This window comes from Alicyclobacillus hesperidum, from assembly GCF_900107035.1.
GTDB classification, from domain to species: domain Bacteria; phylum Bacillota; class Bacilli; order Alicyclobacillales; family Alicyclobacillaceae; genus Alicyclobacillus; species Alicyclobacillus hesperidum.
On the sequence record NZ_FNOJ01000012.1, the window covers coordinates 60,209 to 75,660 of the forward strand.

The window sequence follows — 15,452 nt, forward strand, 5'->3', positions numbered from 1 at the left end:
CTTATATTCCTGCAACAACTGATACAATGACGATAGATGTGATGCTCCATACTGAAGGCGCAGTGCAGGAGGTTGCCAAAATGTCACTTGAGCCATGGATTCGCGAATGTCTCGACTGCTTACACGCGATACCCACGTCCCCACTGGCCAGTATGACTGCGCAGGAATACCGCCAACGCCAAATGCTCAATTGTCCGCCCAACATACCAGTTAAGGAGAGACAGTAGGATGACTTGGTTAAAATACCCTGGTGGACAGCGCGCAACTACGATGGGACAGGAGCATGCCCGCGTCTTTCCCACTCGCCACACGCCCTATATCGATCCATTTTTATTGCTTGACCACTTTGCCGTTGCAAAGCCTTACGGCTTTCCAGATCATCCGCATCGCGGCTTTGAAATTTTGACATATGTCCTGGAAGGGGCATTGGCTCATGCAGACAGCGCGGGCCACGAGAGCGTCATTCCGGCGGGAGGTGTCCAACACGTCGTAGCCGGCAAGGGCATTGTACATTCAGAGATGCCTGGCACCGACGGGATCGACAGCGGATTGCAACTTTGGATTAACCTGCCGCGCAGTGAAAAAGGGATCGATCCCGGCTACGAAGACATCATGCCTGCAGCACTACCGCGCGAACAGGTTACAACAGGTGTTGAGCGCACATGGATTGTCGGTGGATTATCACCGGTCAAGACGCGCAGGTCAATGCAGTTTGAAGATGTGACCATTGCCGCAGGACAGACACACACGTTGCAGGTACCAACAGGCTATCAAGGATTTATCTACGTTCTTGCCGGCCAAGGCTACCTGGGCGAGGATGAAACGCCCATCAACAAAGGAGATTTGCTCGTCTTTATGGCTACCGGCGACGTCGAAAGCCTGCCACTGACGCCGGTGCGCGCGCAAGATGATCTGCGGGCCGTATTTGTGTTCGGCGAGCCTGTCGGCGAGCGTCCCATTTTCAACGGGCCATTCGTAGATTAAGACAAACGCCCGGGTTAAAGGAGTACATGTGCTGAATGTGCTCCTTTACCCTCATCATAGAACGCGAAAGTATTGCCAGAGCAAGCGGTAATAATCGGGTTCTCTGTGGACGAGATCAACCATTTGCACCTCTCGGACATCATGCTTCCACCCTTCATCGGTCCACTGTGCCCCTTCGAGAACGGCGCTTTGTGACTTGCCGTCGACCAACTCCTTAAAGCTGTGCACCGCAATTCGGTAGAGCCCGCTAACTTCATCGGCGGCCACTCGAAACCTGCGCACGTCGTGCACGTAGCCAAAGCGCAGGACGAAGACATGGCTAAATTCATTGTCAATAACTCCGTTCTTACGAAAGTGATGCCTTGCCACGCCAAGCTTGACGAGTTGACTAGGAGAAATCGCAACTCCAAGTTCCTCTTGTAGCTCGCGCACGCCGTCTTCTGGCAATTCCCCTGCCGCCAGGTGCCCTGCACAACTCACGTCCCATTTGCCTGGATTCGTATCCTTGCTCGGGTGCCGCCGCTGAAGCAACAACATGTCTTCCCCAGCGATACAGTCGTACAGCCAACAATGAAACGTCTGGTGCCACCACCCCACCTCATGCACTTGAGAGCGCGGTGCCGTACCTATATGATTCATCTGTTCATCCAAGACGTCGAGCAACTCGTCCATCGTGTCACGTCCATTTCCGTATCCTTTTGTCCTTCATCATAACACGCTGTTCCTATGTAACCGACGCGCTGATCTAGGATCCAAGACGCATCTAGCCCCCTGCGCCGGGATGGAGTACGATGGATCACAGTCTCGCAAACGGATTCCCCATCAAGGAGGTTGTTCTGTTGCCTCTCTATGTTTGGCTAGCCTGCGGTATGTATCTCATGAACGGGATGGCAACGGTCGCACTTGGCAGTGTATTACCAGTTTTCATTCACCACTATCAATTGTCTTATATGTTTGGTAGCGATCTCGTCTTTGCACAATTTGTTGGCTATCTTGTCGGCGTTCCTCTCTCACCAGTCCTCGTCAAGACGCGCGGCTACCCTGCAGCGATTGCCATGGCAGCAACCGCGACAGGCATTGCAGAAATCGCTTTTGGCGCCCTGCCGACGGTTTGGTGGTGTATTGCGATGTCGTTCATCAACGGTGTTGGCATGGCTCTCTTACAAGCCACCATTTCGACATCGCTCGTCGAGTGGTTTCCCGCCAGTCGCGCCGTCGTGATGAGTCGTACCGAGGCTGCCTTTGGGCTTGGTTGTGTGATCACCCCTCTCTTGGCAAGCTGGTTTATCCGCGTCGGCATATGGCGATTGGATTTTTTTGTCGTCGGGGCCCTCGCCGTCCTGCTTGCAATGGTTACGTTCATGACGCCGATTGTTCAGCCGGAACACCACAGAGGCCCAATCGACGCTCCGACCGCAGCCGTGAATATTGCCCGGCGGTCCGAGAAATGGCTCCTCTTTGCTCTCTTTATGTTCGCCATCCTCGTGTACGTCGGCGTCGAGTCGTGCGTCAACAACTTCTTTCCCGCCATTTTTGCGAACCACTTGCACCTCTCGGCAAGCGCTGCGTCGCTTTCCGTGAGCTTGTTTTGGATATCGATGGTCATCGGTCGCATGGCCACAGGTTGGGTCATTCGCAGATTGCCGTACCGCCCATATCTCATGTTGGCGACTGGTGGTACGCTCGTCGTGATCTTGGCAATCTCAGCGACGCGTTTGGCGTTTGTTGCGTATATCGAAGCGTGCGCCACCGGGATCTTCATGTCTGGCATCTATGTTGTCACTCTCGTCTTTGCCAATCACTCATTTCCGGAGATGACCGCCCTCGTCACGCGCCTTGTCACCTTTTTTGCCGGAATTGGCGGCGCCATCGTACCTACCGTTTTTGGTTGGCTGATCACGCGTTCCAGCACTGTGGTCGCGGTACTTTGTCTCGGCGCCTTTGCCGCCATTCTGTTGATAACCATCATCACCGCAAGCGCATTTACACGATCGCGATCGCGCCTGTCAAAAAACGCCGTAGGATGAACGAGCAAAGGGCGGTCTCCCGCCCTCTGCCACTTACCGAATATACTTGGCATGTGCCTAGACTGTCCTGCATCTACGCCAGCAGAATCGCAACGACCGTCGCCACCGCCAAGCCGCAGATGACGGGAATGAAGTTGCGCCGCGTCAACTCTTCCGGATCGCACCCGGTCACACCTGCGATGTCGAGTACGCCCCACGGAACCAGGGTGCCACCACCACTCCACACGGATCCCATCTGACCGAGCGCAGCAAGCACAGCCACGTTTGCACCAATCGGCGTGCCTAACGCTTGTGCCAGTGTTCCTACCAACACGAGACCAGAAAATCCAGAACCGTCGAGTCCTGCAATCACGCCGACAAGCACGATAATAATCGCCACCGGCGCAACCGATAGCGGCACATGTGCGGCCAGGGCCTTGCCAAGATCGAGCAGGAAACCAGGCGCACCGGTGCCTAAGATCTGCGGCGAAACGTCAGGTGAGCCCATAAAGAAAAATCCTGCGATGGGGATAACCGGCGCAAAGACGCGGATCGAGAAAATAAACCCATCCTGCAGAAACGTCATGACCGCGGCCGGGGCCTTTAGGCCGTACTCCAAAATCGCAATCGCAAGGAATAATAGAAGCGCCACACCGCCAATGAACGCAGTTGCGTCACCTCCCCGCAAAGGCAGGAGAATGGTGGTCAATATCGTCGCCAGAAAAGCCGATGGCACGACGACGGCGGCAAATTTGGCGGCGGCGCCAAACTCGGTACGCACCTGCGCCGCCTGCACTTCGCCCACGGTTAGCTTGCCGCGGCGCATATCTCGACGCAAGAACAGATAGCCGAGCACCGTGCTGACCACGCCTGTCGCCAACACCAGCGGCACACTCGCCTGCAGTACAGAAGTCACCGATACACCTGCGGCTGAGCTGGTCAGCTTGGGTGCGCCTTGAATGACAAAGTCACCGGAAAGTGCAATGCCGTGGCCGAACAGGTTCATCGTCATGGCCGCGCCAATGAGCGGCAATCCTGCGCGCATCGCGATCGGCGTCATCAGCGGCGCGACCATCATCGTTGCCGGCGTCGGCCAGACAAACAGCGAGACGGCACCTTTGATGAGCCCTGTACCCCAAAAGGCGACGCCAGGTGTTTTAACGGAGTTGCGAAATGGCCGAAGCAGGAGTTGGTCCGCCCCAATCCGCTCCATCAAGCGCAACAGCGCGACCATCAGGCCAATGATGATGATGATCCCCAAGAGGTTTGTTGCACTCGCTAAGTTCGCATTGTACAGCGTCTGCAACCCTTTCACGAAACTGTGCGTGTACACCCAGCCGATGGCGAACGTACCCAACACACAGATGGGTATAACGCCTTTGCGCAGAGCCATCCCAATGATGACAAGGACGACCACAGCCAGGTAAATCCAATGTGAAGGCGTAAGATGCATGCCATGCCCCCCCAACCCGTATAGGCTGATGTTGGGGCATCATATGGCGGGCGCTGCAACAGGGTTACGGGTACACGCAGCAAATTAAGATGGACGTGCTGACATGAAAATGGCGGGCCGCCAGAACGAGCGGCCCGCCATTTTCTGCATGCGATATACGCAAGACTTACCGTTTAATACATGCCATAACCGCCTGCACAGCTACAGCTGCTTGCAGCGACACCGACAGCCGGTACTAAGAGGAAGAACAATACGAAGATAATCAAGAACACCACTGCCCAGCGCGTGTATCCACCAAATGTACCCATGAACCAATTCCCCTTTCGGTTAGGAATGGTCCATCGTACGTCCGCATTTGTATCGACACAACCGACAAGGGCCGTGACCTTTTACACACTTACTTGCGCACTTGTCCGTCTCCGTGCACCACGTACTTGTAACTCGTCAATTCACGCAGCCCCATCGGTCCACGCGCGTGCATTTTTTGCGTCGAAATGCCGATCTCGGCACCAAACCCAAACTCAAAGCCATCGGTGAACCGCGACGATGCGTTATGATACACCACCGCCGCGTCGACCCTCCGTAAAAACTGTTGAGCCGCTGCCTCGTCTTCGGTCACAATCACTTCCGAATGCAAGGTCCCATAGCGCTCAATATGCGCAATCGCGTCATTCAACGAATCCACCACGCGGACGGCGAGCGTCAGTGCGAGGTACTCAGTCGCCCAGTCCTCCTCGGTTGCATATTCGACGCCATCCGTGAGGCCGGCTTCGGCAAGGACTGCATACGCACGCTCACACACGCGCAACTCGACACCTTTGGCACGCAGAGCCTTGGCAGCCTGCGGCAGCCAGACCTTTGCCACGTCCTGATGTACCAAAAGCGTTTCGGCGGCGTTGCAGACCGACGGGCGATGCGTCTTCGCGTTGACGACAATAGGCGTGGCCTTGGCAAAGTCTGCCTCCTTATCGACATACACATGGCAGTTGCCGACGCCCGTTTCAATGACCGGCACGGTGGCGTTTTCGACGACGCGCCGAATCAGACCTTCGCCGCCGCGTGGGATGGCGAGATCGACCAAGCCGCGTGCACGAATGATGAAGTCGACCGTTTCGCGCTCCGTCCGTTCAATAAGCAACACGGCATCGCTTGGCAAACCGGCCGTCGCGATCCCCCGATGCAATGCCCGAACAATCGCCTGGTTGCTTTGCAGCGCCTCGCGACTGCCCCGCAACACGGCCACATTGCCGGTCTTCAATGCCAACCCCGCCGCGTCGACCGTGACGTTTGGGCGAGCTTCGTAAATCATCGCGACAACGCCCATCGGCACGCGAAGCTTGCGGATATCCAGGCCATTCGGACGCACGAAATGCTCCATCTGCTCCCCGACCGGGTCCGGTAGCTCGATGAGAGCCTCCAGCCCATCCACCATCTGCTCAATCCGCCGCTCATCCAGGGCAAGTCGGTCGATCCGCGCTTCCGGTTGTCCTGCTTCACGAGCCGCGGCGACGTCGGCCGCATTCGCAGCAAGGATGGCCGCGCGATCCGCCCATAGGGCTTCCCCCATCTTGCGCAGGGCGTCATTTTTCTGTTTGGTCGGCGCAATGGCCAGCGTGCGCTTCGCCGATTGGGCGCGCCGAAGCACGTCGGCGACTGCGTTCTGCAGCTCCATCGCGCCATCGAAAATCTCCGTCATCTCGCATTCGCCTCCATCACGAGCACCATGTCGTTGCGGTGTACCACCTCGTGCACGTTGTGCAAGTCCTCACCGGATCGGCGGCGCGCCAGCAAATCGTCGAGATCGCGAGCGGAAAAACTCGTGATGCCCTTGCCCACCGGATCGCCCTTCACACTTTGCAAAAGAATGACCGCTCCTTCTTGGAAGTCACCTGTGACCGAGACAATGCCCGGCACGAGCAGACTTCCTCCGCCTGTAAGCAGCGCGTGCACGGCGCCTGCGTCAATGGTGAGTGCACCTTCTGGCTTTGGCGCGTGCATCAGCCACGACTTGCGCAGGCTCACCGGTTGCGCAGCCGGCAAGAAGCGCGTCCCCACAGGCTCGCCGGACAAGGCGCGGCGCAACACATCGGGTGTCTGTGCGCTGGCGATCACGACTTCGACCCCCGCCTGTACCGCCGCCTTGGCAGCGGTCATTTTCGTACGCATGCCCCCCGTGCCGACGGCACTGCCCACACCCCCTGCAAGGCGTTCGATCTCGTCCGTGATTTCAACAACCTCATCGATGCGCGTTGCCTCCGGATGTGTGCGCGGATTGGCCGTGTACAGACCATCGATGTCGGTCAGCAAGACGAGTTTATCCGCCTCTGAGACCAACGCAGCAAGACCCGCGAGTGAGTCGTTGTCACCAAACCGGATTTCCTCGACCGCCACCGTGTCGTTTTCGTTGATAATGGGTACGATCTCGTGTCGCAGCAAGGCCTGCACCGTGTTCCGAATATGCACAAACCGCTTGCGATCTTCGACGTCCGCGCGCGTCAGCAGCAACTGCCCCACATGCAGACCCTCTCGCGCAAACAATCGCTCGTACTCCTCCATAAGCGCCGTCTGCCCAACCGCCGCGGCCGCTTGCTTCTCAGGCATCGAGATACGGGCGCGCTGCCAGCCTAGCTTGCCAAGCCCCGCGGCAATCGCACCCGAGGACACCAGCACAATGTGCCAACACCCTTCTCTTTGTAGCTCTGCGATCTGCTTGACCAACCGTTCCATCTTTGCGACCGACAACACCCCAGCGCCATCTGTCAAGGAACTCGATCCGACTTTCACGACAGCCCGCTGCCGACGTCTCGCTCCGATACTCATTGCACTTCGCCTCAACTTGTTTGTAGTGCTGGAATCCACAGAGTGTCTGTTCTCAAGCTGTTCCTCGTCAGCTAGGTTTCCATGAACGAGTAACTAGCGCGCAAGGCGCGTACATAACCGTCCAAGCCCATCAATTTCACAGACAATCTCGTCGCCGGCATCTAACCAGCGCTGGTCGTCCATACCGAGAATGACCCCTTCCGGTGTACCTGTATAAATGAGGTCTCCCGGCTCGAGTGTCATGACCTGCGACAAATCCGCAATCACTTCTGCAACGCTGAAAATCATGTCGGCCGTCGTCGAATCCTGGCGCAACTCCCCGTTTACCCATGTACGCAGGCGCAAAGCCTGCGGATTTGGCACTTCGTCAGCCGTCACCAGATACGGGCCAAGTGGTGCAAACCCATCCACGGCCTTGCCGTACAGCCACTGGCTATTGCGCATCTGCAAATCGCGGGCACTGAGATCGTTGCCGACAGCGTACCCGTACACTGCCCTTAAGGCGTCCTCGACGGACACCTGACGTATGCGCTGTCCGATCACGGCGACAAGTTCAACCTCATAGTCACATTGCTTGGCAACTGGCGGAATCGTCACCGTTGCCCGATGCCCAGACAGACTGTTCGCAAATTTGGTGAAATATACGGGCGAAGTCGGGATCGGCATATTCGATTCTTCCGCGTGTTTGCGATAGTTGAGACCGACGCATATGATTTTTTCTGGATGGGTAACAGGTGGCGCAAAGACGACTTCGTCCACAGGTAAGGTGACAGTACCCTGTGCAATCACGTGTTGAAGTTGCTCGCGCACCTGTTCACCGCCCGCAATAAGCACCATGGCATCCTCGGGCATCGTCAAACCGAGCATCTGAGCCGATGTTTGGACGTCGATCACTTCATCTCCACGCACAAGTCCAAGGCGGGGTTTACCATTTTGGTAAAGCGAACAAAGTTTCATAAGCGACAACATCCCTTCAGAATAAATTTAAACAAGCGAAATACGGTTAACCTTAGGCCAGATAAACCCCTATAGATTTTTCGGCACTCACTGTGCATCATGATATCTGTACTAATTTTAACAAAAGGCAGGCACTGATGCGCTCCTTGCCAGCCTATCCCACACTAAAGTAAAGGATTTGTGACAATGTCGGAGAGAAAGCGCATTACAAAAAGGGAAATTGCTGAACGTTTGGGACTGTCGATCTCTACTGTAGATCGTGTGCTTAACGGACGAGGAGGTGTTAAACCAGAAACGTACCGGCGTGTAATGGAGGCCGCTGAAGACCTCCACTACTCGGTAAACAAGTCAGCAAGCCTGCTCTCCAAAGGGCGTGAAGTAACCATTGGCGTCGTGATACATGAGTATCCATCTGATTTCTGGGTGCAAATCGCCAGTGGTGTCGAAGATGCCATGGTGGAACTTCGTGACTTCGGTCTACACGTAGAGTGGATCCGAGTATCAGACGCTGACGAATCCAGCCAAAAGATCATTTTAGACCGGATCACCAGCGGCAAGATAGACGGTCTAGCTCTGCCTGGAGGCAACTTGGCGTATGTTGACGTTATAGACGGAGCTATCGACGCAGGAGTTCCAGTGTGCACCTTCAACATCGATGCTCCGAGTAGCAAACGTTTATTCTATGTAGGGTGCGATTACGCCAACGCTGGACGTCTCGCTGCTGAACTGATGGCAAAACTATTGCGTGGACAGGGAAAAGTGGCACTTATTACTGACTCATGGACTTCGTTCCAGTCCCAGCAAAAGATCATTGGCTTTCGAGAGGAGCTTTCCTATTACCCAGGAGTCAAATTAGTTGGCCCACTAAAAATGGAGCCCGAAGACCCGAATTTATCCATTCTAAATATGGAGAACGATTTGTCGACAGTCGATGGCATCTACGTGTCCAACGCAGAGGTACACAGCTTTGCAATGTCACCGTTTGCAAGCGGAAAGGTGTTGATCGGACACGATATGACCCCTGATGTACTTCAGGATTTGAATAGGGGTGCCATCACCGCCGTTATTTGTCAGAACCCAAGACAACAGGGCTATCTTCCAATTAAGAAGCTTTTTGGACACATAGCACTTGGAGAAGAAATTAAAAAAACAGCCTACATTACTCAGTTGGAGATTGTGATGCGACGAAACGCAGAATTCTACATCTGAATTTCTCTGGGGCGCCAGTCGCGCTTGACCCAATTTGATATACGTATGTCATTGTGTGCGTATGGAGATGCGAAAAAGATTTGATGTTTTTATTTACATCAGCTTGATTGACTCGTAGAATAACTGCATAAGCCCCAATTTTACATCTGTAATCGATTTCTTTTCAGTTTGAAACGTTGCTTCTTTACAAAAGGGTGGTGATATTTCAAGTTATTTTGACATACGTATATCATTTTATGATTTATATCGTTGAAACTAAGGAGGAAGAACATGAAACGCTACCTTGGCTTTACATCCGCTACTGTGGTTGCGACTCTCTTGCTTGCAACCGGTTGCGGCTCATCAAGCAATTCGACTTCAACCAATGGAACCTCCGAGGGTGGGAGTGGGGGAAATGGACAAAAGGTGACACTGGAATTCCTGCAGAACAAGCCGGAAGTTGTAAATGAGTGGAACACTCTGATTAAGAAGTTTGAGCAACAAAACCCTAATATCCAGGTTAAACAAATTAATCCCCCAAATACCGACACTACGCTTCAAGCCGACCTAGCCAAAGGTCAAGTACCAGACGTCGTCGCGATGGGTGCAGACGCCACTTTTATACAAATGGCTAAGAATGGCGTTTTCAAAGATCTGTCCGGTGCCCCTGAACTACAGAAAGTGTCGCAAGCTTACGTGAAGATGCTTGAAGAGGAAGTAGGCAAAACGACACCTTATGCAATTCCCTATACGGTGAATGCGGTTCCAATCATCTATAACGTAGAACTCTTTGACAAATATCACTTGTCTGTCCCTAAGACGTGGAACCAGCTTATGTCCGAGGCAGAAAAGATCAAACAAGAAGGTGGCACACCATTTTACAATGGTTTTAAAGACGCATGGACAATCGCCCCCATTTGGAACGCTTTGTCCACCAACACAGAGGGCTCAAACTTCCTAAAGAACTTGGCGTCCGGTAAAACGACTTTCTCCAAAAGCGATGTGACAGCAGCTAATCAACTTCGACAATTTGTAGCACTTGGTCAGCCGAACCAGTTTGGTGTTGACTATAACGACGCCAATGCTGCTTTTGCCAATGGAAAATCTGTCTTTTACGCCCAAGGGATTTGGACAATACCCGTGCTTCGATCTGACAATCCCAAGATCCAACTAGGCACCTTTGTCGTACCAGCCACGAACAACCCCAGTCAAATAAAGATGGTATCTGGTGTCGATTCACTTCTCGCCGTAGCTAACTCTGGAAACGCGACGAAGGAAAACGCCGCTATGAAATTCATTGATTTCCTGCTCCAACAAAAGAATGCTGGACAGTATGCTACGATCGCGGGTCTCTTCTCAACAGTTAGCGGTGTCAAAAATACTGACCCCGCGCTTACGCCTCTACAACCGTACATTACAAGTGGACGGGTTGTCGACTTTGATGACCACTACTACCCTGCGGCCATGGCAGCAGGCAACCAATATGAATCGGTACTTCAGGGTGCTCTGTCGAAAAACCAATCTACACCGCAGCTTTTACAGCAACTTGACAGTCTCTATCAATCCGCTGCCGCTCATCAGTAACTTGTTGGCAAGCGACTCCGGTCGCTTGCCATTGTTCAGGAGGTGATCTTTCTTGAAATCACTACGCAACTCGTTTGCGTTTATTCTTATGACTGTACCAATGGCCGTTCTATTCTTTTATTTCCATACGTGGCCTGCTCTGCACGGCATTTTCCTAAGTTTTACTAATTGGAATGGCTTCGGTCCATACCACTTCATTGGTCTGCAAAACTACATCGATCTTTTACACGATAAACAAGTTCGCCACGCATACGTGTTTACGTTCGAGTTCGCAATCGTAACAACCATACTCGTAAACATTGTGAGCCTGTCGGTTGCTCTTGCTTTGAACTCCAAAATAAAACTGTCTCGTACATTTCGCGCAGTGTTCTTCTTACCATATGTGTTGAGCACCCTTATAGTTTCCTTTATCTTTAATTTTCTATTTTCAAACCTTATCCCTAGTATTGCACAAGCGTTGCACTTACCATTCCTTGCCCAAAATATTTTAGGTACGCAGTGGGCTTGGGTTGGAATCGTAATTGTGTCAGTTTGGCAAGGCGCCTCGTTTAATACATTGCTTTATTTGGCCGGTTTGCAAACTATTCCTGAGGACGTCTATGAAGCATCAAATATTGACGGCGCATCTGCCTGGGTGACATTTTGGCAAATCACATTTCCGTTGATTCTACCCTTCTTCACAATAAACATGGTGCTGGCTGCAAAGAGCTACCTACAGGTCTTCGACCAGGTCGTCGGCATGACCAATGGAGGTCCAGGAACCGCAACACAATCCAACACCTTCGTTATCTATACGAATGGCTTTGGTGGTGGCGAACTGGCGTATCAATCTGCCAATGCTGTGGTTTTCCTAGTTATTCTGGTTTGCGTCGCTTTGATTCAAGTCCGACTAACAAGGGGACGGGAGGTGCAGTTTTAATGCTCAGAAGAACGAAAACAAATTGGATCGCCATGGCATTTCTAATTGTTGGATCACTATGCATTCTCTTTCCCATATATATGGCTATCATGGTTTCAGTGAAGAATCCTGAAGAACTGGCACAGTCCGTGCTGGGCTTTCCGGCACAAATTCATTGGGGTAACTTCCAGCAAGCGATGGCCGTCACACACTACTTTCATACCTTCTTGAACAGCCTGTTCATCACGTGTTTCGCGGTCATTCTGACAGTGCTCACGCACTCTATGGTCGCATACGCTATCGCCCGTAATATGCATAAGCGATTTTATCGCTATCTCTACAACTATTTCTTTGCTGCTATGTTCGTGCCATTTCCCATTCTCATGCTGCCACTAGTTCGTCAGATGAGTCATCTGGGTTTGGCGGATCGGGTTGGTCTGATTATCCTGTATATTGTTTATGGAATCTCACAAAACGTTTTCCTATATGTCGGCTATTTGAAATCGATTCCGATGGAGCTAGAGGAGGCCGCCCTCGTTGACGGCGCGAATCGGTGGCGCATCTTCTGGAGGGTAGTCTTTCCACTCATGGCACCCATGAATGCAACAGTTGCTATCCTGACAGGACTGTGGGCTTGGAACGACTTTTTATTACCACTCGTCATGCTATCGAATCCAAATCAATATACACTACCTCTTGTACAGTACGCATTTCAATCGCAATATAGCACCAACTATTCACTGGCTTTCGCTTCATACCTTTTGGCACTACTACCGATGGTTATACTTTATATATTCTTCCAAAAGTGGATTGTGAATAACGTCACCAAGGGCGCCATCAAGTAACCATGACAAGGAGTGACCACCATGAAATTCAGCGACGGCAACTGGCTCAATCGAAAAGGGGTTTCTGTGCACAGCCCTGCACTCGTTCATGACGCCGTGATCGAACAGAACGCGGTAACGCTGTACGCACCATGTAAGCCCATTCACCACCGCGGAGCCACTTTGGATGGGCCCTTATTGACCATCCGCTTATCTTCGCCGATGCAAGATATCATCCGCGTGCAGGTACAGCATTTTAAAGGAAAAGGAGATCCAGGGCCGGCATTTCAGCTTCACGAAGAACCATGCCCGGTTCAGATTGCCGAGACAGAAGATACCATCGAGATGACTAGCGGTACTCTTAAAGTGCGGGTACAGCGTAATCCATGGTCGATGTCATTTATAAATGATCGCGGCCTCCTTACCCAAAGCGGCAACAAGGGCTTGGCGTACGTGATCGACAACGGCGTTGCGCACATGCGGGAACAGTTGGGCTTGTCGGTAGGCGAGTGCGTGTATGGTTTGGGTGAGCGTTTCACCTCGTTTGTGAAAAACGGACAGACGGTGGACATATGGAACCGCGACGGTGGCACAAATTCGGAACAGGCATATAAAAACGTGCCTTTCTACTTAACCAATCGCGGATATGGCGTATTTGTCAATCATCCCGAGCTGGTTTCCTACGAAGTCGGATCCGAGGTTGTCTCGCGCGTGCAGTTTAGTGTCGAAGGCGAATCGTTGGATTACTTCATCGTCAACGGGCCGACGCCCAAACAGGTGCTTGAACGTTATACATCGCTCACAGGCAAGCCTGCCCTGCCCCCCGCTTGGTCGTTCGGCCTGTGGCTCACCACCTCATTCACCACCAATTACGATGAGCAGACGGTCAATCAGTTCGTCGATGGGATGGCGGAACGCAAGATTCCGTTGCGCGTGTTTCACTTTGACTGCTTCTGGATGAAGGAATTTGAATGGTGCAATTTCGAATGGGATCGTCGGGTCTTTCCAGATCCCGAGGGGATGCTCTCGCGACTGAAGGCAAAGGGTTTAAACATCTGCGTCTGGATCAACCCGTACATCGCACAAAAGTCTCCGTTGTTCGACGAGGCAGCTACGCTTGGCTACTTGCTGAAACGGCCGAACGGCGACATCTGGCAGTGGGACCTTTGGCAAGCGGGCATGGGCATCGTCGACTTCACTAACCCTGCGGCGTGCGCTTGGTTCGCAAACAAGTTGAAGCGGCTCATCGACATGGGCGTCGATTGTTTCAAAACAGACTTCGGCGAGCGCATTCCGACAGATGTCGTTTACTACGACGGATCGGACCCGCTGAAGATGCATAACTACTACACGCATTTGTACAATCAGGTGGTCTTTAACACGCTTAAACAACACGTTGGGGAGCACGATGCCGTCGTCTTCTCACGATCCGCCACGGCGGGTGGTCAGCAATTTCCCGTGCACTGGGGCGGCGACTGCAGCGCGACCTATGAGTCGATGGCCGAAAGTCTGCGCGGCGGGCTGTCGCTCACGCTTTCGGGTTTCGGCTTTTGGAGCCACGACATCGGTGGATTCGAGGAGACATCGACGCCGGATTTATATAAGCGCTGGACAGCGTTCGGCCTGCTCTCTAGCCACAGTCGACTGCACGGCAATGCTTCGTACCGGGTGCCATGGATTTACGACGAGGAGGCCGTTGACGTCCTGCGCCATTTCACAGAGCTCAAGTATCGCTTGATGCCATACCTATACGCGGCCGCCAAAGAAGCGGCTCGCACAGGCATTCCCGTGATGCGCGCCATGTTGCTTGAATTTCCGGACGATCCCGCATGTGACTACCTGGACCGGCAATACATGCTCGGCCCATCGCTGATGGTGGCACCCGTGTTTCAGGAGGACGGCTTCGTTTCGTATTACCTTCCACACGGAACATGGACACATCTTTTGACTGGCGAAGTGGTTGTGGGCGGATCGTGGCGACGTGAGCGGTATGATTATTTTAGCCTGCCGCTATTTGTGCGGGAAAACTCGATCTTGCCCTTCGGGTCACGAGTGGATCGCCCTGATTACGAGTTTGCAGATGGCGTCGAATTTCACGTGTTCCAAGTGGAAGAAGATGCTGTGGCGAACTTCACATTGTATGGAGCCGCTGGCGACACTGCAGGATCGCTAACCGTAGAGCGTCGTGGAGGCGTGACCGAGCTGGTGCCAGACGGCCTTGCAAAGCCGTGGACCGCTTGTTTGCGCGGCGGTTGTGCACAAGTGGCAACAGTGGACGGTGGAACCGTGGAACAAACGGAACTTGGGCTACGGGTTACGCCCGGCCATCCATCGCACAGTGTGACCATTCGACTACAGGTTTGAACGGACAACTTGACGGTATATGCCGAATGGTAGCGAATCGAGTAGGAGGGGGCGCCTAGCCCCCGACCTCTCACACCACCGTACAAGCGGGTCCGCATACGGCGGTTCACAAAGCACTACGAAGTTTCAAGTATCTCTCCTGTAAACTCCTCAAACCAAGTTGTTCAAAGTAGGTCTTGTTCATAGCGTTGTTCAAGTTTCTCGCCATTTCCCAATATCCTCGTCGCGAGTTTGCCATCATAAATGCTATCCAGTCCGGTTGTCCGAGCGCGCGCAGCTCACGAAGTCGCGTTCGCGCCCGTTTCCACTGTTTCCAGATACACATTCGTAACCGACGGCGAATCCACTCATCGAACCTATTGCAGTGTCCCTTC

General features: G+C 53.1%; 14 protein-coding genes. 7 read left to right on the top strand and 7 right to left on the bottom strand.

What is annotated here, in order from left to right:
- The first annotated feature begins 228 nt into the window (after positions 1 to 228).
- Positions 229 to 984, top strand: a complete 756-nt coding sequence (locus tag BLU70_RS09945; RefSeq protein ID WP_040288688.1) for a pirin family protein — start codon at positions 229 to 231, stop codon at positions 982 to 984.
- Positions 985 to 1,038: 54 nt separating this feature from the next.
- Here BLU70_RS09945 and BLU70_RS09950 read toward each other — a convergent pair whose 3' ends face one another.
- Complete coding sequence (locus BLU70_RS09950; RefSeq protein ID WP_006445996.1) at positions 1,039 to 1,656, bottom strand: NUDIX hydrolase; 618 nt, start codon at positions 1,654 to 1,656, stop codon at positions 1,039 to 1,041.
- A gap of 119 nt (positions 1,657 to 1,775) precedes the next feature.
- On the opposite strand from BLU70_RS09950, the gene BLU70_RS09955 reads away from it, so the two are divergent.
- Complete coding sequence (locus BLU70_RS09955) at positions 1,776 to 3,011, top strand: MFS transporter (protein WP_074693357.1); 1,236 nt, start codon at positions 1,776 to 1,778, stop codon at positions 3,009 to 3,011.
- Between the two features lie 73 nt (positions 3,012 to 3,084).
- On the opposite strand, the gene BLU70_RS09960 is transcribed toward BLU70_RS09955, so the two are convergent.
- From BLU70_RS09960 to BLU70_RS09975, 5 genes are all read right to left on the bottom strand, one after another.
- The gene (locus BLU70_RS09960; protein WP_074693358.1) at positions 3,085 to 4,443 is read right to left on the bottom strand and encodes a hypothetical protein; all 1,359 of its coding nucleotides are present in this window, start codon (positions 4,441 to 4,443) and stop codon (positions 3,085 to 3,087) included.
- Positions 4,444 to 4,616: 173 nt separating this feature from the next.
- The gene (locus BLU70_RS14885; RefSeq protein WP_272942619.1) at positions 4,617 to 4,751 is read right to left on the bottom strand and encodes a hypothetical protein; all 135 of its coding nucleotides are present in this window, start codon (positions 4,749 to 4,751) and stop codon (positions 4,617 to 4,619) included.
- An 89-nt stretch (positions 4,752 to 4,840) separates the two neighbouring features.
- Positions 4,841 to 6,139 (bottom strand): glutamate-5-semialdehyde dehydrogenase, encoded by a 1,299-nt coding sequence (locus BLU70_RS09965; protein ID WP_083341243.1) that lies wholly within the window; start codon positions 6,137 to 6,139, stop codon positions 4,841 to 4,843.
- Positions 6,136 to 7,263 carry a glutamate 5-kinase gene (gene proB, locus BLU70_RS09970; protein ID WP_074693359.1) on the bottom strand — a complete coding sequence of 376 codons (1,128 nt, stop codon included), beginning with the start codon at positions 7,261 to 7,263 and terminating at the stop codon, positions 6,136 to 6,138. Before proB ends, BLU70_RS09965 begins: the two co-directional genes overlap by 4 nt.
- Before the next feature lie 93 nt (positions 7,264 to 7,356).
- On the bottom strand, positions 7,357 to 8,220 hold the full coding sequence (locus BLU70_RS09975) for a fumarylacetoacetate hydrolase family protein (protein WP_074693360.1): 864 nt from the start codon (positions 8,218 to 8,220) through the stop codon (positions 7,357 to 7,359).
- Positions 8,221 to 8,406: 186 nt separating this feature from the next.
- Between BLU70_RS09975 and BLU70_RS09980 the strand changes: the two genes are divergently transcribed.
- From BLU70_RS09980 to yicI, 5 genes are all read left to right on the top strand, one after another.
- The gene (locus tag BLU70_RS09980) at positions 8,407 to 9,429 is read left to right on the top strand and encodes a LacI family DNA-binding transcriptional regulator (protein WP_074693361.1); all 1,023 of its coding nucleotides are present in this window, start codon (positions 8,407 to 8,409) and stop codon (positions 9,427 to 9,429) included.
- Positions 9,430 to 9,699: 270 nt separating this feature from the next.
- Positions 9,700 to 10,992 (top strand): ABC transporter substrate-binding protein, encoded by a 1,293-nt coding sequence (locus tag BLU70_RS09985; protein WP_074693362.1) that lies wholly within the window; start codon positions 9,700 to 9,702, stop codon positions 10,990 to 10,992.
- Positions 10,993 to 11,080: 88 nt separating this feature from the next.
- Positions 11,081 to 11,911, top strand: a complete 831-nt coding sequence (locus tag BLU70_RS09990; protein ID WP_074693375.1) for a carbohydrate ABC transporter permease — start codon at positions 11,081 to 11,083, stop codon at positions 11,909 to 11,911.
- Positions 11,911 to 12,735 carry a carbohydrate ABC transporter permease gene (locus BLU70_RS09995; RefSeq protein WP_074693363.1) on the top strand — a complete coding sequence of 275 codons (825 nt, stop codon included), beginning with the start codon at positions 11,911 to 11,913 and terminating at the stop codon, positions 12,733 to 12,735. Before BLU70_RS09990 ends, BLU70_RS09995 begins: the two co-directional genes overlap by 1 nt.
- Before the next feature lie 21 nt (positions 12,736 to 12,756).
- Positions 12,757 to 15,078 (top strand): alpha-xylosidase, encoded by a 2,322-nt coding sequence (yicI, locus tag BLU70_RS10000; RefSeq protein WP_074693364.1) that lies wholly within the window; start codon positions 12,757 to 12,759, stop codon positions 15,076 to 15,078.
- A gap of 106 nt (positions 15,079 to 15,184) precedes the next feature.
- On the opposite strand, the gene BLU70_RS10005 is transcribed toward yicI, so the two are convergent.
- Positions 15,185 to 15,452 (bottom strand): group II intron maturase-specific domain-containing protein (locus BLU70_RS10005; RefSeq protein ID WP_276326110.1); only part of this gene is annotated, 268 nt, incomplete at its 5' end.

Coding starts and splice junctions, on each gene's coding strand:
- BLU70_RS09945 (WP_040288688.1), top strand. CDS start 229: ATGACTTGGTTAAAATACCCTGGTGGACAGCGCGCAACTACGATGGGA.
- BLU70_RS09950 (WP_006445996.1), bottom strand. CDS start 1,656: ATGGACGAGTTGCTCGACGTCTTGGATGAACAGATGAATCATATAGGT.
- BLU70_RS09955 (WP_074693357.1), top strand. CDS start 1,776: ATGGATCACAGTCTCGCAAACGGATTCCCCATCAAGGAGGTTGTTCTG.
- BLU70_RS09960 (WP_074693358.1), bottom strand. CDS start 4,443: ATGCATCTTACGCCTTCACATTGGATTTACCTGGCTGTGGTCGTCCTT.
- BLU70_RS14885 (WP_272942619.1), bottom strand. CDS start 4,751: ATGGGTACATTTGGTGGATACACGCGCTGGGCAGTGGTGTTCTTGATT.
- BLU70_RS09965 (WP_083341243.1), bottom strand. CDS start 6,139: ATGACGGAGATTTTCGATGGCGCGATGGAGCTGCAGAACGCAGTCGCC.
- proB (WP_074693359.1), bottom strand. CDS start 7,263: ATGAGTATCGGAGCGAGACGTCGGCAGCGGGCTGTCGTGAAAGTCGGA.
- BLU70_RS09975 (WP_074693360.1), bottom strand. CDS start 8,220: ATGAAACTTTGTTCGCTTTACCAAAATGGTAAACCCCGCCTTGGACTT.
- BLU70_RS09980 (WP_074693361.1), top strand. CDS start 8,407: ATGTCGGAGAGAAAGCGCATTACAAAAAGGGAAATTGCTGAACGTTTG.
- BLU70_RS09985 (WP_074693362.1), top strand. CDS start 9,700: ATGAAACGCTACCTTGGCTTTACATCCGCTACTGTGGTTGCGACTCTC.
- BLU70_RS09990 (WP_074693375.1), top strand. CDS start 11,081: ATGACTGTACCAATGGCCGTTCTATTCTTTTATTTCCATACGTGGCCT.
- BLU70_RS09995 (WP_074693363.1), top strand. CDS start 11,911: ATGCTCAGAAGAACGAAAACAAATTGGATCGCCATGGCATTTCTAATT.
- yicI (WP_074693364.1), top strand. CDS start 12,757: ATGAAATTCAGCGACGGCAACTGGCTCAATCGAAAAGGGGTTTCTGTG.